The sequence below is a fragment of the Alicyclobacillus macrosporangiidus CPP55 genome (genome assembly GCF_000702485.1).
GTDB lineage: Bacteria > Bacillota > Bacilli > Alicyclobacillales > Alicyclobacillaceae > Alicyclobacillus_H > Alicyclobacillus_H macrosporangiidus_B.
Genome location: NZ_JNIL01000001.1, coordinates 3,751,718 through 3,770,282, shown reverse-complemented (window position 1 = coordinate 3,770,282; position 18,565 = coordinate 3,751,718). Strand labels below are relative to the sequence as shown.

The 18,565-nt window shown below is 60.5% G+C and carries 22 protein-coding genes and 3 tRNA genes; 7 read left to right on the top strand and 18 right to left on the bottom strand.

The annotated features are described in order from the left end of the window. Positions 1 to 23: 23 nt before the first annotated feature. The 9 genes from N687_RS0118630 to N687_RS0118590 all read right to left on the bottom strand — a co-directional run bounded on the left by N687_RS0118630 (position 24) and on the right by N687_RS0118590 (position 9,229). Positions 24 to 1,877: a DEAD/DEAH box helicase gene (locus N687_RS0118630; RefSeq protein ID WP_051663457.1), complete on the bottom strand. Its 1,854-nt coding sequence runs from the start codon at positions 1,875 to 1,877 to the stop codon at positions 24 to 26. Next, positions 1,874 to 4,894, bottom strand: a complete 3,021-nt coding sequence (locus N687_RS0118625; RefSeq protein ID WP_029423299.1) for a phage/plasmid primase, P4 family — start codon at positions 4,892 to 4,894, stop codon at positions 1,874 to 1,876. Before N687_RS0118625 ends, N687_RS0118630 begins: the two co-directional genes overlap by 4 nt. A gap of 700 nt (positions 4,895 to 5,594) precedes the next feature. Continuing rightward, positions 5,595 to 5,906: a hypothetical protein gene (locus N687_RS0118620; protein WP_029423298.1), complete on the bottom strand. Its 312-nt coding sequence runs from the start codon at positions 5,904 to 5,906 to the stop codon at positions 5,595 to 5,597. A gap of 472 nt (positions 5,907 to 6,378) precedes the next feature. Further along, positions 6,379 to 6,732, bottom strand: a complete 354-nt coding sequence (locus N687_RS0118615; RefSeq protein ID WP_029423297.1) for a DUF669 domain-containing protein — start codon at positions 6,730 to 6,732, stop codon at positions 6,379 to 6,381. A gap of 73 nt (positions 6,733 to 6,805) precedes the next feature. After that, positions 6,806 to 7,612, bottom strand: coding sequence for a hypothetical protein (locus N687_RS0118610; protein ID WP_051663456.1), 807 nt, complete (start codon positions 7,610 to 7,612; stop codon positions 6,806 to 6,808). Next, positions 7,609 to 7,863 (bottom strand): hypothetical protein, encoded by a 255-nt coding sequence (locus N687_RS0118605; RefSeq protein WP_029423295.1) that lies wholly within the window; start codon positions 7,861 to 7,863, stop codon positions 7,609 to 7,611. The genes N687_RS0118610 and N687_RS0118605 overlap by 4 nt, the downstream gene beginning before the upstream one ends. Then, on the bottom strand, positions 7,860 to 8,789 hold the full coding sequence (locus N687_RS0118600) for a PD-(D/E)XK nuclease family protein (RefSeq protein WP_029423294.1): 930 nt from the start codon (positions 8,787 to 8,789) through the stop codon (positions 7,860 to 7,862). The genes N687_RS0118605 and N687_RS0118600 overlap by 4 nt, the downstream gene beginning before the upstream one ends. Positions 8,790 to 8,864: 75 nt before the next feature. Then, the gene (locus N687_RS24105) at positions 8,865 to 9,008 is read right to left on the bottom strand and encodes a hypothetical protein (protein WP_156040217.1); all 144 of its coding nucleotides are present in this window, start codon (positions 9,006 to 9,008) and stop codon (positions 8,865 to 8,867) included. Further along, positions 9,005 to 9,229, bottom strand: a complete 225-nt coding sequence (locus N687_RS0118590; protein ID WP_029423293.1) for a helix-turn-helix transcriptional regulator — start codon at positions 9,227 to 9,229, stop codon at positions 9,005 to 9,007. The genes N687_RS24105 and N687_RS0118590 overlap by 4 nt, the downstream gene beginning before the upstream one ends. Positions 9,230 to 9,318: 89 nt before the next feature. On the opposite strand from N687_RS0118590, the gene N687_RS0118585 reads away from it, so the two are divergent. Together N687_RS0118585 and N687_RS0118580 are read left to right on the top strand one after the other, a co-directional pair. Further along, positions 9,319 to 9,546 (top strand): helix-turn-helix domain-containing protein, encoded by a 228-nt coding sequence (locus N687_RS0118585; protein WP_231493536.1) that lies wholly within the window; start codon positions 9,319 to 9,321, stop codon positions 9,544 to 9,546. Positions 9,547 to 9,548: 2 nt separating this feature from the next. Further along, positions 9,549 to 9,851 (top strand): hypothetical protein, encoded by a 303-nt coding sequence (locus tag N687_RS0118580; RefSeq protein WP_029423291.1) that lies wholly within the window; start codon positions 9,549 to 9,551, stop codon positions 9,849 to 9,851. 144 nt (positions 9,852 to 9,995) lie between these two features. Here N687_RS0118580 and N687_RS0118575 read toward each other — a convergent pair whose 3' ends face one another. The 4 genes from N687_RS0118575 to N687_RS0118560 all read right to left on the bottom strand — a co-directional run bounded on the left by N687_RS0118575 (position 9,996) and on the right by N687_RS0118560 (position 11,389). Then, a complete protein-coding gene (locus N687_RS0118575; protein WP_029423290.1) occupies positions 9,996 to 10,238 on the bottom strand; it encodes a helix-turn-helix domain-containing protein in 243 nt (80 codons plus the stop codon). Between the two features lie 162 nt (positions 10,239 to 10,400). Continuing rightward, positions 10,401 to 10,709, bottom strand: a complete 309-nt coding sequence (locus N687_RS0118570; protein ID WP_156040216.1) for a hypothetical protein — start codon at positions 10,707 to 10,709, stop codon at positions 10,401 to 10,403. A gap of 5 nt (positions 10,710 to 10,714) precedes the next feature. Then, positions 10,715 to 11,119: a helix-turn-helix domain-containing protein gene (locus N687_RS24930; RefSeq protein WP_051663455.1), complete on the bottom strand. Its 405-nt coding sequence runs from the start codon at positions 11,117 to 11,119 to the stop codon at positions 10,715 to 10,717. Positions 11,120 to 11,134: 15 nt separating this feature from the next. Beyond that, the gene (locus tag N687_RS0118560; protein ID WP_029423287.1) at positions 11,135 to 11,389 is read right to left on the bottom strand and encodes a helix-turn-helix domain-containing protein; all 255 of its coding nucleotides are present in this window, start codon (positions 11,387 to 11,389) and stop codon (positions 11,135 to 11,137) included. 160 nt (positions 11,390 to 11,549) lie between these two features. Here N687_RS0118560 and N687_RS22570 point away from each other — a divergent pair, with 160 nt between their 5' ends. The 5 genes from N687_RS22570 (at position 11,550) to N687_RS0118535 (ending at position 14,813) form a co-directional block, all read left to right on the top strand. After that, on the top strand, positions 11,550 to 11,951 hold the full coding sequence (locus N687_RS22570) for a helix-turn-helix domain-containing protein (RefSeq protein WP_197029330.1): 402 nt from the start codon (positions 11,550 to 11,552) through the stop codon (positions 11,949 to 11,951). 21 nt (positions 11,952 to 11,972) lie between these two features. Then, the gene (locus tag N687_RS0118550; protein WP_029423285.1) at positions 11,973 to 12,473 is read left to right on the top strand and encodes a hypothetical protein; all 501 of its coding nucleotides are present in this window, start codon (positions 11,973 to 11,975) and stop codon (positions 12,471 to 12,473) included. 89 nt (positions 12,474 to 12,562) lie between these two features. Beyond that, on the top strand, positions 12,563 to 13,198 hold the full coding sequence (locus tag N687_RS22565) for an ImmA/IrrE family metallo-endopeptidase (protein ID WP_051663453.1): 636 nt from the start codon (positions 12,563 to 12,565) through the stop codon (positions 13,196 to 13,198). Positions 13,199 to 13,212: 14 nt separating this feature from the next. Next, positions 13,213 to 13,650, top strand: coding sequence for a LexA family protein (locus N687_RS0118540; RefSeq protein WP_029423283.1), 438 nt, complete (start codon positions 13,213 to 13,215; stop codon positions 13,648 to 13,650). A gap of 2 nt (positions 13,651 to 13,652) precedes the next feature. Further along, positions 13,653 to 14,813: a site-specific integrase gene (locus tag N687_RS0118535; protein ID WP_029423282.1), complete on the top strand. Its 1,161-nt coding sequence runs from the start codon at positions 13,653 to 13,655 to the stop codon at positions 14,811 to 14,813. Positions 14,814 to 14,858: 45 nt separating this feature from the next. Here N687_RS0118535 and N687_RS0118530 read toward each other — a convergent pair. The 5 genes from N687_RS0118530 to N687_RS0118510 form a co-directional block, all read right to left on the bottom strand. Beyond that, positions 14,859 to 14,948 (bottom strand) — tRNA-Ser (locus N687_RS0118530). 74 nt (positions 14,949 to 15,022) lie between these two features. Continuing rightward, positions 15,023 to 15,097: transfer RNA gene (locus N687_RS0118525), tRNA-Gly, on the bottom strand. A 112-nt stretch (positions 15,098 to 15,209) separates the two neighbouring features. Then, a tRNA-Lys gene (locus N687_RS0118520) sits at positions 15,210 to 15,285 on the bottom strand. A gap of 474 nt (positions 15,286 to 15,759) precedes the next feature. Next, positions 15,760 to 16,623, bottom strand: coding sequence for a 2-oxoacid:ferredoxin oxidoreductase subunit beta (locus tag N687_RS0118515; RefSeq protein ID WP_029423281.1), 864 nt, complete (start codon positions 16,621 to 16,623; stop codon positions 15,760 to 15,762). Further along, on the bottom strand, positions 16,623 to 18,380 hold the full coding sequence (locus N687_RS0118510) for a 2-oxoacid:acceptor oxidoreductase subunit alpha (RefSeq protein ID WP_029423280.1): 1,758 nt from the start codon (positions 18,378 to 18,380) through the stop codon (positions 16,623 to 16,625). Before N687_RS0118510 ends, N687_RS0118515 begins: the two co-directional genes overlap by 1 nt. Between the last annotated feature and the right edge of the window lie 185 nt (positions 18,381 to 18,565).

The window sequence follows — 18,565 nt, the reverse complement described above, 5'->3', positions numbered from 1 at the left end:
CTTTCCGGCTGTTTGTCCTTCTGTTAACCCGCGTCTTGCATGGCAATTGCTCCGCCTTCTATCGCGGACGACCCTGCCGCGAACAGCTTCAGCCGGTGCGGCAGAGCCCTTGCGTAACTCCTCAAAAACGCCGCCCGGTCCCCGTGCTGTACCCGCACCACTGCGTCCAGCAACACCGCCGCCTCCTCCATCGTGTCCGGCAGCAGCGCATCCGGCATGCGCATTGCGGCGAACACCCGGCGCAGCACCGACATCTGCCGAGGAGTCGGCAGTGTCAACATCGCCATCGCCTCCCAGCGCGTCGTGGGTGGCAACAGGCCGCGGCGCATCAAAGCCTCGACCTGCTTCTCCGTCGGAGGCAAATCCATCCACAACGCCCCTTCCTCCACCGCTCGCCGCTGCAAATGCACCCGTGCATAGGTCGCGGCGTAACCCCACGCCGACTCCGCGTCCACACCCTGGTACACCACGTCCACGCCCGTCGGTACTGGTTCGAGGCCGCTTTCCGCCCGACGCGCATTCTCCCTGGCCGACGCCCAACTTCCCGCGGCCACCTGCCACACATCACCAAGCAACCGCTCCACGCGCACGTACCGCCCGGCGAAGTCCCGCGCCAACCACACGCCGTCACGCACGCACAGCCAACGGAATTTGCCCGCTGGCGCCGTCGTCGCCGCTCCGCCGCCGGTGCTGACCTGCCCATCCATCCCAGCCTCCGTCGCGGCTTCATCCGCCCCGGTCAGCAGCCGGTCCACCGTCATCAAGCGGTGCAGCTCCGTGACGCCCACCACGTCCAGCACCAAGCAGTCCGTCTTGCCGACATGTGGCGCCAGCCGCAAGCCGCGGCCGATCATCTGCGTGTACAGCCCGTGGCTCGTCGTCGGCCGGGCCATGATGAGGCATGACACTTCCGGCCTGTCGAACCCTTCCGTCAACACCCCGTAGTTGCACACCACCCGGACCTCGCCGCGCGAGAACGCGTCCAGCGTCGCCCGGCGCTCATCCTTCGGCATCGCACCGGTCACCGTCTCCGCCTTTATCCCGGCTGCCTCAAACGTGGCCGCAAGAGCCTCGGCGTGCTCCACCGACACGCAGAAGGCGATGGTGAGCCGGTCCTGCGCGTGCTCCTTCCACGCCTCGACGATCCGTTCGTTCACCGAAGGCGTGTTGACGAGGCCGCTCAATTCGTTGTCCGTCCAGTCCCCGCCCTGACGCGCCTCTTCCAGCCCCTCGACTATCGCGAGTCGCACGGCTTTCGGCGGTACGAGATACCCTTCGTCGATGAGCCGCGTCACCCCGATGGCATACGCCACCCCGTCGAACACCTTGCGAAGCCCTGCCCCATCGGCTCGATACGGCGTCGCCGTCAGCCCAAGGTGCAGCCCGCCATCCCGCACCTTGTCGCCCAAGTACCCCAGCGCCTCGTAGATCCGCATGTACGACGCAGCCCTGGCATGGTGACACTCATCGGTGATGAGCGTCGGCGTCGTATCGTGGGCGGCCATCCAGCGGGACAGGCGTTCCGGCTGCGAAATCGTCTGCACCGACGCCGCCGCGAAGTCCGCCGCTACGTCGTCCGCCTCCGCCTGAATCCGCCCCACCGTCACCCGCCGACCCGCCTCGCCGAAGGAGTCGAACACGGCCGCGAACTTCTCCAGTGTCTGATCCAGCAGCTCGTCCCGGTGCGCGAGGAACAGCACCGGACCGCGATTGAGACGATCCACGGCAATCTTGGAAGCGATCACCGTCTTTCCCGCCCCCGTCGCCGCCACAAGCACCGGACGAGGTTTGCCGTATTCATGGACGGCCTTGACCGCCGCTTCTTGGTAGTCCCGCAGGCGGAGACGGCGGGTGCCGGAGGAAACCAAGGTCTTCACGCGCTCGCACCTCCCTTGCGTTCCCCGCGCATCTGCTCGTAAGCCTCCGTGATCGGCAGCGTGACATACTTGATCTGCCGCGTCTCGGAGTCGTAGACCTCGCGCTTGATTTTCAGTTGCAACCCGCCAGAACCAAGCCGAACACCTTGCCAAACATTGATTCGCTCACCGCAAACCGTGACCTTTTTATGCGTGATCGACGTCGGAGCCGCGTTGCGCAAGCGTTCCATGAGTTTGGCTGCGCCCGGAGATTTTCGCCCCAAGTCTTTGGCATAGATTTCAAACGCCAAATGAAGAAGTTCACGCGGCACCTGATAGCCCTGACCAAACTCGACGATCTCGTCTTCAATGGCCATCATCACGATGTCGTTGGCTTTCCAGTAATCCATCAGCGCAGCCTTCATCGCCGGTGACTCGTACAACTTTCCGTCCCGACGGCGCATCATGATGTAGTGACTGATACCCAGCCACGCCCAGTACGACAGCGCCTCGGGCGTTTTCAATTGTTCTTCCCATTCCTGACCGTAGAGTTCCTCGAAACGAACGCTGAACGGAAACACCAGCGGCCTGCGGAAGAACCCGTAACTGGGGTCCGGCGTTGACGGCAGTTCGTTGGCGCCGTACCACAGCTTTACCCGCGGACGAAAACTGAAGGCGTCGTGGAACTTGCGCTCGCCGGTGAGCACGTCGTTTCCCGTCAGCTTCTTGATGGTCTCCGTGTCCTCAAGTCGCTCACCACTGAGATCGCCAACCAGATTCACCGCCGCCTTGATAAGCCGCTGCGTCGCAAACCGGTTCCGCGACAGATCTTGCAGTGTGACCGTCTCCACAAAGCCTGCAAACAGCCGCTCCAGCACCCGGATCATCACGCCCTTCCCGTTGCGTCCTCCGCCGTACAGCAGCGCGTAGCGTTGCTGCGACGTATCAAACCTGCACAACGAGTAGCCAAGATACTCCAGCAACGCCTGCCGTGTATCGTCGTCCGGCAGTGTGGTGAGCAGGTACTCATCCACCGCCCGCATCGCGTCAGATTGTGATGACGGATTCCAATCGTCCCGCCACTCGGCGTTGACTTGCCAGGTACACTTGAACCTGGGGTCGAAGTCCACCAGTTTCCATCGCGGCAGCGCCGACAAGTCCAACACGCCGTTTTTGAACACGATGTACGGCCCTGAGTCCCATTCGTTGTACGCATCCGTTTCGTCCGTCCTGTGCTCTCCAGCGACGAAATCAATGAGCGTCGCCACCACGTCACGCGCGTAGTCACGTCTGGCCCACTCCGGTGCCACGGCGTCCAGCGCTCGCAGGACAAACGGCACGATTTCTTTTTCCACGGACTTGTAGTATTGACCATTGAATCCATAGATGGTATCGTAGAGATAGTGCAAGCCGAACGATTCCTGAAGTTGCCGGACAAACCGGAACTCCAAGAATTTCTGCCTGCCCGTTTCAGGATCGGTTCTGATAAATCGATCCCTGTTCGCAAACGCCCACGCCGCGGCGAGATTGGTGTGAAACCCGCGGCGCCGGAAATCCGGCTCATGTCCGTCGTGGACCGACACGGCGGGCGTTTTTGTTTCTGCAGGCACCCCCATATCCGTCACCTCCGACTCCACCGCTGTCACAGCCGCCTCGTCCGGCGCACCGTACACGCCGCGTTCCCCACGCTCCACCGCATACAGCCGCCTGATCACCATCGCCGGGCTCGTGTTCTTGCTCCAATGCGGACACGAGCGGCATTCAAGCATTGGATCGTCCCGCTCAAACGTCGCGCACTTGATGGGCAGGCCCTTGTTCTGCCGCCATTTGCGCTGCGCCTCCGCCCAGTTGTATCGCCGCCCCGGACCCAGGTCGTAACCCTTGCTCCACTCGTGCCATAGCGCGGGGTCCGGATTCAGAGACTTGAGCGTACCCGCGATGTGGTGCCACACCGGTTCGCTCACCGTGTTCGGGTCCTCGATATACGCTGCGAACCGCGCGCAAATGAGCGGCAACCTGTCTGCAATGAACTCCAGCGGTACCGGTGCCCAGCGTCCGCGATTGCCGTCAGCGCTCTCTGGTATATCGGTTTCCCGCCCAGCCGCTCCGGTGTCCTCAATGCCGAACTCGGCCATCATCCGATTCAGCGCCGCCTCGAACTTGTCCGCCAGGTATTCCACGTTCGGACGCGACTGCTCGATGGCGACCGGAATCGCCGTTCCCGTCTTGGTGTGCAGCGTCCCTGGCAGCCGCATCACCCGAGCCGGGTCCGCGATACTGGGGTCAGACCGCAGCAGCGTCGCCAGCTTGCGCACGATCCGCCGGCCTGTATCCACGTCCACAGGCTCCGTGAACCGGAAGTACACGTGGCGTCCCCGCCCTCCACCGGAGAGCACCACGAACGTCGGCGGGTAACCCGTTTCGGCCAGCGCCTCCAGCGCGCGTTGAGCGTGCTCCATCCGCTCAACGTCGTCCTCACCGCCGTGGTCGTCGATGTCCGCCCACGCGCCGGGGTACGCCGCCACGTCCTCGGCCGCGCCGCCAACCCACCGCGCCCGAACCTCACTGCTGGATACGTCCGCCACGCGGCGAACCTCCGTCTTTCGCGGGCAGACGCCGTAGTACCAGCCGCAGCGCAGCAGCGACGACACTTCGCTGCCCGCCCCCACGTGCGACACCACCCCGCTGATGTCCCGCACTGGGAACGATTTGCGCCACTGCGCCGCCTGCCGCGCGGCGTCCTTATCAGTGCGGTCGTTCGGGATTGGACGCACCTCGATATGCCCGTCCTGCACGCGTGCGAACCACGCCGCCAGGAACTCGCGCATGGCGCGCGTGTCCACGCCGTCCGTGATGTCGTGGTCCTCTGGTGTACCGTAGACGTGCTGAGCCATGTGGCGGTACACCGCAACATGACTGACGGCCTCGCCCAACGATGTCATCCACTCGGCCACCTCACGGTACGACTGCCCGGCCTTGCAGCGCTCCTCTGCTTCCTTGCGCAACCTTGACGCACATACTTTGCACTCGCGCGGCATCCTGGCACACCTCCTCGCCCCAAATAGACACATTATTCCGTATTGTCTGCAACTTGTTTCTTTACACCGCCCGGTTTCTTAACAGCAGTTTCCTTGACCAACCATATGAGGAACGTATTAGCGTAAAGATTTGCCCAATATGTGCCAGACATGCAGTGTGATTTACTGGCAATCACTAGTGTTAAGATTGGCTCCGAATCTTAACACCAACTATCTTCTTCCTCTTCTGCTTGTACTTCCTTCTCTTTTTCTTAACAAACTGTCCTAGTTAGATAGTCAGATGTCCTAAAGCGTCCTCGAAGTGTCCTAATGGAATAAAGCTAAGAATCTTATGCGTATCATGGGATTTTCGGCGATCTGTCCTAGTGTCCTAGAGGGTTTCATGCCCTTATATTGCGATCTGTTAAGCTTGACGCTGTTAAGATTGGCAACCCTATATATAGGGGATTTTGCGATTTTGCTAGGACACTAGGACACCTAATCCGAACACCCGCGCCACGACTGGGCTGACAGACTTTCTGAATTTTCTTCTGCCAGGGCACCTCCAGGACACCTCTAGGACGGCCCAGGACACTTTGTTAAGTTATTTTCTCCGCACCAAGGCCACGGGCCGCACCTTGTTGTTTTTCCAGGTCTTGTGTCATAGCGCATCCTGCACTGCTTATTCAATTGCCAAGGTACATGCCTCCGCGTGCGCTCCTCACGCGCTCGCCTTGCCGCCGTCTTGCGTCAGCACGGACAGCGCCCGTGCAATCTCCGCGGAGTACGGCCGCAAGTAGTGGTCGCGTAATTCGCGCCACGCTTCAGCGCTCGCAAAGCCCAACGTAGAGTCGATGAGCGGCTTGAGCCTCGGTACGCCATCCTCGCACAGCACAATGGTTGCACCGGCCGCCCGCGCTCCATGCAGCAGCCAGCCCAACTCCGCGTCGTCGACGCTTTGCAACAGCCGCTGCCACAGCGCATGATCCGCCACAAGATCTGGCCTCGGATCGCTGCGCCAACTCGGCGTCATGCCGCTCCCCCCCCTCGCTCGGCTTGTGCGTTCGGGCTGCCAGGCAGCCCTGTGAGTGGGCTCGCCGCTCCGCCGGGTGATATGGCCACGGGGGACTCGAACCCCCAGCCGCGACGGGCTGATCAGGCACTACGCCGCAGCCATGCCACCTGCACGCGGTCGCATCACCCGGCGCAGGGGCGAACCCCTGGGCGTTCGCGTTCCGGATCTCCGGAGCACATTCGGTGAAGCGCCCCTCACCATATGGAGGGCTGTATGGCAGATCACACGTTCCCGTACTCGCCGGAAACCCTTGATATTACTGCAAAAAAGCCTCTTATACGTGTTGCAAATGGTTAATCGTCATCTATGAAATGTTTGCATATCAGTCCAGGAACGGATCTCCCCTCTCCGTAACGGGCTCCGGTGCGCTCATGGTGTTACTTTCAAGACGCCGGACGAAATAGCAGTTCTGGTATGTTTTCTGGTCACGCTAAACCGTCCGCAGTGACACTTCCAGCGCCACCCCGACAAGCTCGTCCAACCGGTCCTCTAGTTCGGACAACGTGTTCAGCGACAATCCGCACGTCTCCAGGTCGCCCTTGAGGAATGGGAACCGCTGCTCTTGCTCCAGGTTGTGACGCTTGAAGATGTGCCGGTCAGTGTAGTCGCCTTCGATGATCGCCAAGTCCAATGCCAATTCGAGATCGCCGCTGAACGGGTTGGGGCGAATCTCTGCACGCTCGATTTCCACCTTATAACGCCCGTCCGGCAACTGGTTTGTCGCGGCCTCGGACTGTTGGTACGCCGAGTCAAACCGCCGCAGTCGGTTGCTCCATTGGCCCATAATTTATCCCCCTCTTTGATAGGCACAGGGCCGGGCTGTTCATGCACAGCCCGGCGTAGCGCTGTGCGTGTGATTACGCCGATGTGCGTTCTTCCGCGTCCGCCGTCCCGGCGGCTTCGTCGCTCGCCCCCTGCATGTAGTCGTCCAATCCGACGGTGTACCGCTGCGCGGCCTGCTCCAGTTCCTCGCGCACCGACCGGACTTTCACATACTCGACTGGCGACAGGCGCCGGACGATCTGCGGCGATTTCAGGACCGACCACGTTTGCGCGCCGTTCTGCTTCGCCTCAAGCGAAAGCTCGACTTCGACGGCAGCCAGCGGCGTGCCCTTGTACAACAGTCCGCTGACGAATCGATCCCAAACTTTGAGCGACGTCGGCGGCAAGGTTACGACGCTTGACATGTTGCTGCCTTCCTCCAAGAGGAATAGGCGGCGCATCTCCTTGCACGCCTTGCCTTTTCCGCCTTTTGGATCAGAACCGTACTTGTTGAATGGGCATGTCGAGCATTCCCGGCGCTGTTCCCGATTCAGTTCCACGTCGAAGTACACGCCGTACTTTCCGTCCATGCTGCTGCAATCCGGGCGGTCTTGCCCTTCTCCGAGGAACAGCGCACGCGTCACGTGGAAATATGGCACCACGCCCCGAAGCGTCTGTCGTACCTCGCCCGTCGCCTCGTTCGTGAACGCCCGAGCGGCGTGGACGATCTGCCAGCGAACCGGCTGTGCGTTGATTTGGTCCGCTTCGGCGTTCAAATCTGCCCCGACCATCTCCGCGTACTGTTGAAGTGAAATCCCGTTGGCCTCCAGTTCCTTCGCCTCTGCCTCCGAAAGCCCCAATTTCTGCAACACCGCCGCGTCGTACTGAACCAGGTTGCTCATCGCTCGTCCTCCTTCGCGAGTTGTTTCAGTGCCTTGTCGATGTCGTGCAGTGCATCGACACGCCGGAATCCCCAGTGCGTCTCCTCCAATTCCGCGGCCTTCGGGTATCCTCGTGCCCGAATTTGCCGCGCCTCGTACAGCCCTTCTTCGGCCTCCCGAAGCCGGAGCACCGCGTCGCGCAACAGCTCCAGCGCTTCCAGGCGCCGCCGATTGACTAACACGGTGTCTGTCTCGGTCTCCGTCGTCCTCACGCCGTCTTTGCCTCCTGACCGTCACCGGACAACTCATCGTGCTGGGTGTCGGCCGTGTAGTACATGTCCTCCCAGCCCGGAAGTCCAAGGCAGATCGCCCAGAACGGACAGCCACCGAAGTCTGTGCAGGCTTGCGGATTGCGCCGGATGACGCCCAGTTTGGCGTCGAACAACCGGCTTTGTACCTCCGCCCACAATTCCCGGCGCGTCTGCTCCAATTGCTCCGGCGTACGAACCACCAGGTCTTCGCTGATCAACCGCTCGCGCTCCGCCTCGTATGTGCTCATCAGTCGATCCCTGTAATCCTCCAGCGATTCACCCCGGCGCGGCTCAGAGCGCGTTTTGCAAATCACCCGGACGAGCGCGCCTTCCACCGCAATCCCCAGCGCATCCCGGGCGGCCAAAGCGTACAGCGTGATCTGCACGTCTAGTCCGTACCTCAAACGAAACTGCTCCAGCGATTGGCCGCTGGTCTTGTACTCCAAAAGCCAGTACAGCCCGTCCGGCGTCCTCACAATGCCGTCAATCTTGCCTGCCAGCCGGTATGTACGGCTCGGGCGGTTCGTGCGCGGATTGCGGATCGCAACATCGAATTCATGCTCTGTCGCCACCGTCTCGTACCGCGGAAACCAGCGCACTGCCTGCCGTACCATAACCTCGGTCCGGACTCTTTGAACCGGCAGCTTGTCCACTTCAGCCTCGTCATCAATGCGCTGTGCAACTTCGTCCAGCCGTGAGAGCGCCGCCGCAACCGCTTCTTCTTCGGTACCACCCCGGTTCCACGCTTCCATGCCCGCGTGGAACGCGGAGCCGACATCCAGCGCCCACTGCATCTGCTTTGGGCGAAGCAACAGGTTGTAGTGGTAATGCTCCCGTTGCGGACAACGGGCGCGCATGCTGATGCGTGAGAACGTAAGTCGTTCCATTGGGTCTCCCCCCCCTTGCCAGCACCGCGAAACCCGCGATATACTGGCGTTAATCCCTTACCCCGTGTCTCTTTTTCAAAGAGACACCTTCTTTTCTCCCTCACTCTCATTCAATTCCGCCAGTTCCTCCACGTCGCGAATCGTGTACTGGCGTCGCTCCTGCGGATCGTGGCGATCTCCGTCACAAAGACGGGCGATCACCGTATCAACCACACTCACGCTTGTTTCACCTCCACCTCCACGGTAGAATCGTCTTGAACAAGCAGTTCACGAGGCCGAATGCCGAGTACTTTTTCGATTTTTACTGCCGTCTTAAGCGAGGGCTTGCGTTGCCCGGATTCGATATAGCGGACAGCGCGCTCTGAAAGTCCGAGCAGGTCCGCGAGTTCGCTGTACGACATGTTGCGTTTGATGCGTTCTTCCCGAACTCGGTTCTGCATTCATCACCACCTCTTCCGTACTGCACAATTGTTCAAGACCCATGATACATGAACAATTGTGCAGTGTCAACGGGTTAGGAGAATTGTCCGTGTCCTTTCCCGAACGTTTGATGACGTTACGAAGTCGATTTCATTTGACAAAGAAAGCATTAGCGGAGGCCGTCGGTCTGTCCGAACGATTGGTCTACTACTACGAGCAAGGTCAACGAAGCCCCAACATGGAAACTCTCATTGCTCTCGCCGACTTCTTCGATGTCTCAATCGACTACCTTGTCGGCCGCTCCGACGATCCCACTCCTCCTCGAAAGGAGTCCTGACCTTGGCCGCGCCACTCGAACGCGATCTGTCCAACTTCCTCCACTGCGACGTCCGGTGCCAGCTTGTCCTGCACGACAAGCAGGTCATCAACATGTTCGATACCGTCATCGACCACATCACCGTCCTCGATGACGGCGGTGTCCTCGTGGCCTACGACGGCGGGGCCATCCAGATCAGCAGCGCCGAGATCGTCGACCACCCCACCTTGCTCATCATCCAGGGCACCGGTTGGAGCCTGATCGTGACGCGCTGGACGGACCTGCCGAGCGACGTGGAGCGGTTCCCAAGAGCATCTCTGCAGTGACCTCGCAGGTTCTGGCCATGATCCTCGCCTCCCGAACATCCACGCGCCGCAGCCTGTCCGCCATCTCACGGTACGTTTCCGACAACGCCACCAAATCGGCATTCACCACAAACTGTTCCCTCCGGTCCGGTCTCACTGATTGACTCACGCACTCTTCTTCGCCCGGTCCTCGGCGATGGCCAGTTCGCACAGCCTCAACACCGGTTCCGGGTCCCCGACTGCCCGTGCGTAGCCGCGCAGCATCCGTAGCGTCGCCCCGCGCGACCCAAGCTCGATCCGGGCAATCTGTGCCTGCGTGGTGTCCGCCAAGTACGCCACATACTCCTGTGTTACGCCCGCCCCCAAACGCAGCGCCCGCAGCGCTCGGCCGATCTCGAAGTCGTTCATCCGCCTCCCTCCTCTCTGTGTCGAATTATGTAGGGCCTGGAATATTCCCATATCTATCTAGGAACCCCTGATTGCGTGTACGCTGTAGTCAGAGCAGCCGTACCCCGCTCGTCGACCCGCACCATCCCCGCGGCGCGTTCCCGAACGCCCGGCGGGTCTGGCCTAGGCCGAACGGCGTTGCGCCGTTTCGCAACGGCAGTCCTCCATCCATTCGCGGCACTCAGTGCAACGGTCGGCGCAGGAGCAATCGCCAATGAGTTCACCGCACTCGTCACAGCGGTCGCAGTCACAGTGATCAAGCCGCTGGCCGCACTCACAGCACCACTCCGCCGCGACCCATTCCATCCCGCAGTTCGCGCACACGGCGTACTCCTCGTAGTACCTGCCCATGCCGTACTCGGACAGGCATTCGCGGCGCGTGTCGGTGTCTTGGCAGCCGCAGTAGGCGCAGGCGGTGTAGGTCGATGGCAAGAAGATCACCTCGCACTGATTCCTCGGCAGGGCTCCCCTGTGTTGCGCCGGGCCTCCTCGTCGAGCCAGCGCAGGAGTGCGTCCCGCGGGATGATGATGCGCCGTCCGTCCCTGATGCACGGGAACCCCGGCCGTCGCGTCATCTCGTACGCCTTGTTTCGGGACACCCCGAGCAGTTCCGCAGCCTCCGGCACCGTCAGCGCGGCCTTGAGCACCGCCGGCCTGTGGACTAACTCCAGATCCTCGAAGAGGAACGGCATGCAGTCGCCCGCGTATCCGTCCGGCCACACCATGCACGTCGCCTCACCGACGCGCGCCACCCGGCCTGTCCAGCCACCGAAGTTCTCGGCCGTCTCGCGGATGCGGACGTAGTCGCCGACCTTGAACGGCAACTGCGCTGTCGCTGCCACTGACATCACCTCCTCTCACGCTGTTTGTTGCGAATCCAGGTCACTACTTGACGTTTCTTCAAGTTTTGGCTCTGCGAAATACTCCCTCGCGAGCTTCTCGGAACTGATGCCGAAGATGCGCGCCAAAGGAACGATATGCCTGGAGGAAAGCGCCTGCTTGCCGTGTCGGATCTTCGAATACCACCCTGGAGTTTTGCCCATCATCCGTGCCAACTCGGTGATGGTAAGCCCTTTACGCAGCCGGTATTTCTCCAGTGCCTTCGGATTCACGTCCTCACCCCCCTTCCTTGATGAATATTCAAGTTACAACCCTATCATAGTTGACGTTATTTCAAGTGTCAAGCGCCCGCTTGAAATATTGTCATGTTTCTTTGACGCATGTTCAAATCTCTTATACTGGAGGGTGAGATGCAAAAATGGGGTGCTGATAGTGAGTTTGGGGAGTCGACTCAGGCACGCACGCAAGCGAAAAGGATACACGCAGGCCGACGTCGCCGAGCGACTCGGTATAGATTTCACGACCGTTTCGAAGTATGAGAACGACCGTTCAGAGCCGGACAACGAGACGCTGAAAAAACTCGCTGAGTTATACGGCGTGTCTGTCTCGTATCTCCTCGGGGTCGACGATGACCATAAAGAGTACACGGTTACACCGGAACAAGCCGATTTCATTCAATGGGTCGAAAAAAACCTTAAGGGCGTGTTCTTCCACGAGTTTCACGGTTCACCGGACGAGATGAAGGAAGAAGCCATGGAGACTCTGAAGCTCTGGTGGGAGATGGAGAAGCGGCGCGCTGAACGACGACGCAAGAAGGAGGAGGGCCAATCGTGAAAGCGAAGGGAGGGCTGGCGGATGGGCTGCCTCATGAGTCTCATAACCTTACCATTGCAGATCGTTAATCTGCTTTTTCGCACGCTGTACTGGTGCTTCAAGATCCCGTGGGAGATCCTTGAACACCTATCTCGCCACTCCCGCCGTCGGCGTGTGCGCATCACCGCCACCACCACTCCGCGCCGTGCCCCGCGAAAGACCACTCCGCGCCGTAATAGCCAGCGCATGAACATGATCACGACTGGCCCCGCCCTCAATATTCGGTCCGGTGCCGACGCCAAGCGCAAGGGAATAGTGGGAGCCCAGTGGGTCGCATCAGACGACTCGTGTCCATTGTGTAAAGCTCTCGACGGCATGACCGTCAGTGTTGACCACCCCGACTTCAACCGCTTCGTTCCGAGGCTCCACGACGGTTGCAAATGTGTCCGCCTTTACATCGGTGCAGGTCAGTCTCATGTCGAGTTCAATTGGCAAACACCTCCGGCAGACCTCATTGCGCAGCACGCTCCGCATCTGATTTAATATTCCGTCCCGTCTCTTCCCTTCCTTTACTCTTGTGATCTAAAATACGAACATGCGTTCTCATCATCACATGCATCAGGAGGACCACGATGCTGCAATACCTCGAACACTACCGCCCCACGCCGTTGGAATCATTCGTCGTCGACTTCTACCACAAACACGGCATTCGCTCACCGCAAGACATCGACCTCGAAATGTTCGCCAAGGAAGCTGGTGTCCCAGTCCGGTTTCTGCCGCGGCCATCCAAGGCGTACGAACTCGCTGGCGGAAAGTACCTGATCATCATCAACAGCGAAAACGAATGGCCTGAACAGCGTGTCGAACTGGCGCATGAACTCGGCCATGTGCTGTTGCATGTCGGAGTGCAGTGGTTCATGCCGGATGACTTCCGGGCACTGCAGGAGTGGCAGGCGAACCGCTTCGCCATGTATGCGTTGGCGCCGACGTTTATGATCGCGAACTGCCTGGTCAACGCGCGTACCCGCGAGCAACTCGTCTCACAGCTGGCGTATCAATTCGATGTGACGCCAAAGTTTATGGCCAAGCGACTCGCCGTGCTTGAACGGCGGCTGCGGTCGCTGGTGCTCGACCAGCAGCTTGCTCGTGTCGTAGCCGAACAGCGCGCCATGTACGACTACTCCTTCCGTCATCCGACCAATCCCCGGATTGAATACCTCGTAAAGGACAGCGTCATCATTGGCCGTCGCCGTCGCGCGGACATCTGAAGGGGTGAACAACATTGGACATGAAGTACCTGATCCCCGTACTCGGAACCGTACCTTCCCTCTCGACCATGATTGTAGATCAACCAGAAAATCCTTCAGACCTGGTGATACGGTCCTACGCGCCCTACAGGAGGTTCGCGGTTCAGGTTGCGGACGATGGGTTGGATTCGTTAGGTTTAACACCCGGAGACTATGCCATATTCCGTGAGCAGCGTTGGCCGCACGACGAGTGTCAAGTGTGCCTCATCGCTTTCGGGAACGAGTTCACACTGCGGATTCTGCAAGGCATTTGGAACACGGAGCCGATCCTGTGCGTGAGCGGCGACAAAATCCCGCCCATTACTCGCCATCGCAACGACTTCGTCATCTTAGGAGTCCTGGACGGCGTGATTAAGTCGGAGCTCGCAGTACTACAGGAGCCGGAGCAAGCGGACTTCGACTGGGGGTGTTGATATTGCGAGGACACGTACGCAAGCGTGGCACAAAATGGGCTGCGGTCGTGTACCTCGGCTATGACGAACACGGCAAGAAGCGATACAAGTGGCACGGTGGCTTCAACACGAAGAAAGAGGCACAGAACTTCCTGGCGCAGACCATCACTGAGCTCGAAAAGGGCGAGTATGTTGAGCCCGCCAAAGAGACTGTGGGCTCATACCTTGAGCGATGGTTGGAGATCAAACGTGAGTCGCTGCGGCACGGCACGTACCGGAAGTACGAGTGGCTCATCCGACGTCACATCCTGCCCAACTTGGGTAAGATAGAGCTCGCCAAGTTGCGACCGCAGCATCTGGAGCGCTTCTACACAGAACTCCGCGACCGTTTGTCAAAGCGGTCGATCTTGCACGCTCACCTCTTGCTCCACGCTGCGCTGGACAGAGCCGTGAAACAGGGACTGGTGTCCCGTAATGTCGCCGACACCGTAGAGGCCCCACGGGCCGACGCATACCGGGCGACCATCTGGACACCGGCGGAGGTCGCACGATTCCTCGCTGAGTCCCGGGACATGGAGCCTGGATACTGGATCGCGTGGGTTCTCGCCGTGTACACCGGTATGCGCCAAGCGGAGATCCTGGGTCTGAAGTGGTCGGACATCGACTGGACGCTCGGGTATCTCCGAGTGGACCGCACGCTCAAGTATGTGCGCGGCGAACCCGTGTTCCAGGACCCCAAGACGGAGCGCAGCCGCCGTTCCATCGCACTGTCGTCTGACACGATGGAGGCGCTGCGCTGGCACCGCCAGCAGCAGGACCGTGTACGCCTCCAGATGGGTGACGCATATGATGATCAAGACATGGTGCTCGCCACCGCTTACGGCAGACCACTCAGCCAAAACACCCTAGCGCATGTGTGGCAGCGCCTGCTCGCCAAAATAGACGTCCCCCGCATACGCTTCCATGACCTGCGCCATACCCACGCCAGCCTGCTGCTGCAGCAGGGCGTCCAGGCCAAGGTCGTGAGTGAGCGCCTAGGTCACAGCACCATCACCACCACCCTCGACACGTACACGCACGTGGTGCCAGTACTACAGAAAGAGGCCGCGGAACGCCTGGATGAGTTATTTCGAGACACGAAGATTAGCAAAAGATTTGCAGACGAGTCGGAGGACAAAAATTGAGCGACTCCCCGGACATCCGGGAAGCCGCGTCACATCTACATTCTTTGGCGGAGAGGGTGGGATTCGAACCCACGGTGCCCCTGCGGACACGGCGGTTTTCAAGACCGCTGCCTTAAACCACTCGACCACCTCTCCGCGTCGGCCGCGCTGTACACAAAGGGGTCCCCTCCGGCTGTGGTCACCGTCGAACCCCTTGCTTGCGCACGTTATGGAGCGGAAGACGGGATTCGAACCCGCGACCCTCGCCTTGGCAAGGCGATGCTCTACCCCTGAGCCACTTCCGCACAGACTCAAACCGCGCCATCGACAAGTCCATACTATACGGAATGCCGAGTGTTTTGTCAACCCGCCGTGGTCTGGTCACACAAAAGCCGCACCGAGGTGCGGCTTGCGATTTGGTGAGCCATGCTGGACTCGAACCAGCGACACCCTGATTAAAAGTCAGGTGCTCTACCAACTGAGCTAATGGCTCGCATGTCCGGCCTGTGGCACAGACCAGTGACAACATCCGTGACTATACCACACAACCGGACGTTTGACAAGGCCAGTTTTCTTACACTGGCGTGCGCATGGCCTCGGAATCGGCGCTGAGCGGGGCACCTGCCAAACGGGGCCGATCGAAATTGGGGGCCGTCCGAACGGGGCCCCTTCAAGCGAGTCACCCGCCAAACGCGGCCCACTCCAAACCGGGCCCACCCCAAGTCGATCGCCCTCTGTCCCAAGTGTTCCCCATCGACGTCGGATGCCGACATCCGGATGCCGGGAAACTCTTCCGAAGTGGCGGCCCCGGGCAAGCCCCCCCATCAGCCACCCTCACAGGCATCTGCGCTAAACCCGCCGCGGGAAAGACGTGTGAAGGCGTCGTCCCATTCACATGTCGCCCGGGAATCGCCGTGATCAACGGCCGTGAGGATCCGCCCGAACGGGAGCACCCCGGCATCAGCGTTTAGCGGAACGTCGCCAGAATCGCTTCGTAGTCCTCCTGGCGAAGCGTCCAATCCCGACTAACGATTGCGTCGTCGGGATACCCGGGCAGGCTCTCCTCAAAGCTCGGCCGGTCCGGATCTTCATAGATGAGGCCCGTCACCAGGTTGTTCGCTTCCGCCACGCGGCGGAGGGCGGCAACGCGATCGTGTGGATCGTAATCCGGGTCTTGATCCAGGTCCACCAAATTGGCCTTGTAGAATTCATACGTGTTGACCTTGTTGAACGTGACGCAGGGGCTAAACACGTTCACAAACGAGAACCCTTTGTGTTGAATGGCCTTCTCAATCAGGGTCACGAGCTGTTTGACATTCCCGGAAAAGCCCTGGGCGACGAAGCCGCAGTTCTGCGCCAGAGCCAGCTGCAACGGCAGGATGGGTTGCTCCACCGTCCCTTGCGGGGAGGTTTTGGTCTTCGATCCCACGTCGCTCGTCGGAGACGCCTGCCCGGTGGTTAGCCCGTAAATGTGGTTGTCCATCACGATGTACGTGATGTCCACGTTGCGCCGCATGGCATGGATGAAATGCCCCATCCCGATGCCGAAGCCGTCACCATCGCCGCCGGCGGCGAACACCACCAGGTCCTTGTTCGCAAGCTTGACCGCCTGAGCCGTCGGAATGGATCGACCATGCAGGGAGTGCAGGCCGTATCCCCCGAAGTGCTGCGACATCTTCCCCGAGCACCCGATGCCGGAAACCACCACCACCTGCTCCGGTTCGAGACCGAGGTTGACGCACGCCTTCTGCATGGCGTTCAGAACGCCGAAGTCCCCGCACCCGGGACACCAGGTGGCGCGTTCCGTCTGATAGTCGAGCATGGTGGCCATCAGTTCAACACCCCCATCGGGAAGGTCTGGTACGCGGTATGGACGATCTCCTTGAGCGACATCGGATCCCCGTCGTACTTGAGGCAGCTCTGAAGCACGTCGTGATAACCCGCCTGCTCGCGGATGAGCCGCTTCAGCTGGCCTGTGGCGTTCTGCTCCGTGACCAGCGCCACGCGCACGCCGTCCATCGCGTCGTGGAAGGCTTCCGCAGGGAACGGCCACACCCGTGAGAAGTGGATGTGCTTCACTGGCAGCCCCTGTATCTCCAGCACCTCACGGGCTTCTTCGAGTACCCCGTAGGTGCTCCCGAATCCAATGAGCGCATAGGGCGCGTCTGGTCGGCCGTCCACGGTCACGCCGCTCTCATGCCGGAAACCTTTGAGCTTCCGTTGACGCTTTCGCATCTGCGCCACACGTGTCTCCTGGTCCTCGACCTCGAGGCCGAAGCCGTTGTGCTCGTTCCCGAGCGCCACGTAACGCGCGTTTTTCTGCCCCGGCAGGGCCCTCGGCGAGATGCCATCCGGTACCGACGCGTCGTACCGCTGGTAGGCGAACCGGCCGAGTTTCGCCAGCTCCTCGTCCGAGATTAGCTTGCCGCGATCCTGGCGTACCTGATGGACAGGGAAGCCGTCGACGGACTGGAACGACATGCCCATGTACAGGTCGGTCATGACGATGACCGGGCACTGGTATCGGTCGGCCAGGTTGAACGCTTCGGCCGTGTACAGGAAGCACTCCTCCACCGTCCGCGGTGTCAGCACGATGCGAGGGATTTCGCCGTGCGTCCCGTTGACCGCCTCGCTGAGGTCGCTCTGCTCCGTCTTGGTCGGCAGTCCGGTGGACGGACCGCTGCGCTGCACGTCGACAATCACCACCGGCGTCTCCGACATGCCCGCCAAGCCCAGCGCTTCCATCATCAGAGAAAAACCGGGCCCAGACGTGGAGGTCATCCCGCGCACGCCGGCGAAGTTGGCGCCGATGGCCATGTTGATGGCCGCGATCTCGTCCTCCGCCTGCACCACCACCCCGCCGTACTTCGGGAACTGCTCCAGGACCCAGTACATGATCTCCGTCGCCGGCGTGATGGGATAGGCCGCGAGGAACCGGCAGCCGCCGGCCAGGGCGCCGAAGGCGGTGGCCTGGTTGCCGGATGCGAACAGGTGATCGACGCCCCGCAGGTCGGGTTTTTCCGGCAAAGGGAAGTGCACATGGTAATGTTCTTGGAAATACGCGTAGCCGCGCAAGAGCGCTTCCATGTTGCTGTCGACGACAGCCTGGCCCTTTTTGCTGAACTTGTCCTGGACCACTGGACGGAATTCCTCCGGATCCAGCTTGCTGATGGCAGCGCTTACACCGATGGCGACCATGTTCTTCATGATGGCGTTGCCGGCCTGCTTGGCGATCTCGGTGAGCGGCACGCCGAACAGGTTTACATCGCGATCGCTCGGTTTCACCGCCTCGAAAGCGCTCGCATCGTAAATGACGATCCCGCCGTCCACCATCTCCTTCCAGTTGAAGTCGATGGTCGTCTGGTCAAACGCGATCAATACGTGCAAATCATCCCCGTGATGGCGGAGTTGCCGGTTGGACGCGCGGATCTTATAGTTCGTGTGCCCTCCTTTGATCAGCGACATGAAGTGGCGGTACGTAAACACGTAGTACCCCATCCGGTGCAGCGCAATGGCGTAAATCTCCCCCGTGCTGTCGATGCCTTCACCCTGTTTCCCGCCGACCTTCCAACCCACGTCTTGGATCATCGCCATACCTCCCTCTCCCTCACCGTTGGCACCGGCTGTATAAATGCGGGTGCGCACTGACAAACTAACGCCATGCTGAATCGACGGAGACATGGTTGTGTGCCAGGACTGGCGATGGTGTGCCTGGCCGGCGCCACGGCCGCCTGGCTAAACCTGAACCCAGGCGGCGCAGGAAGCGCCAAACC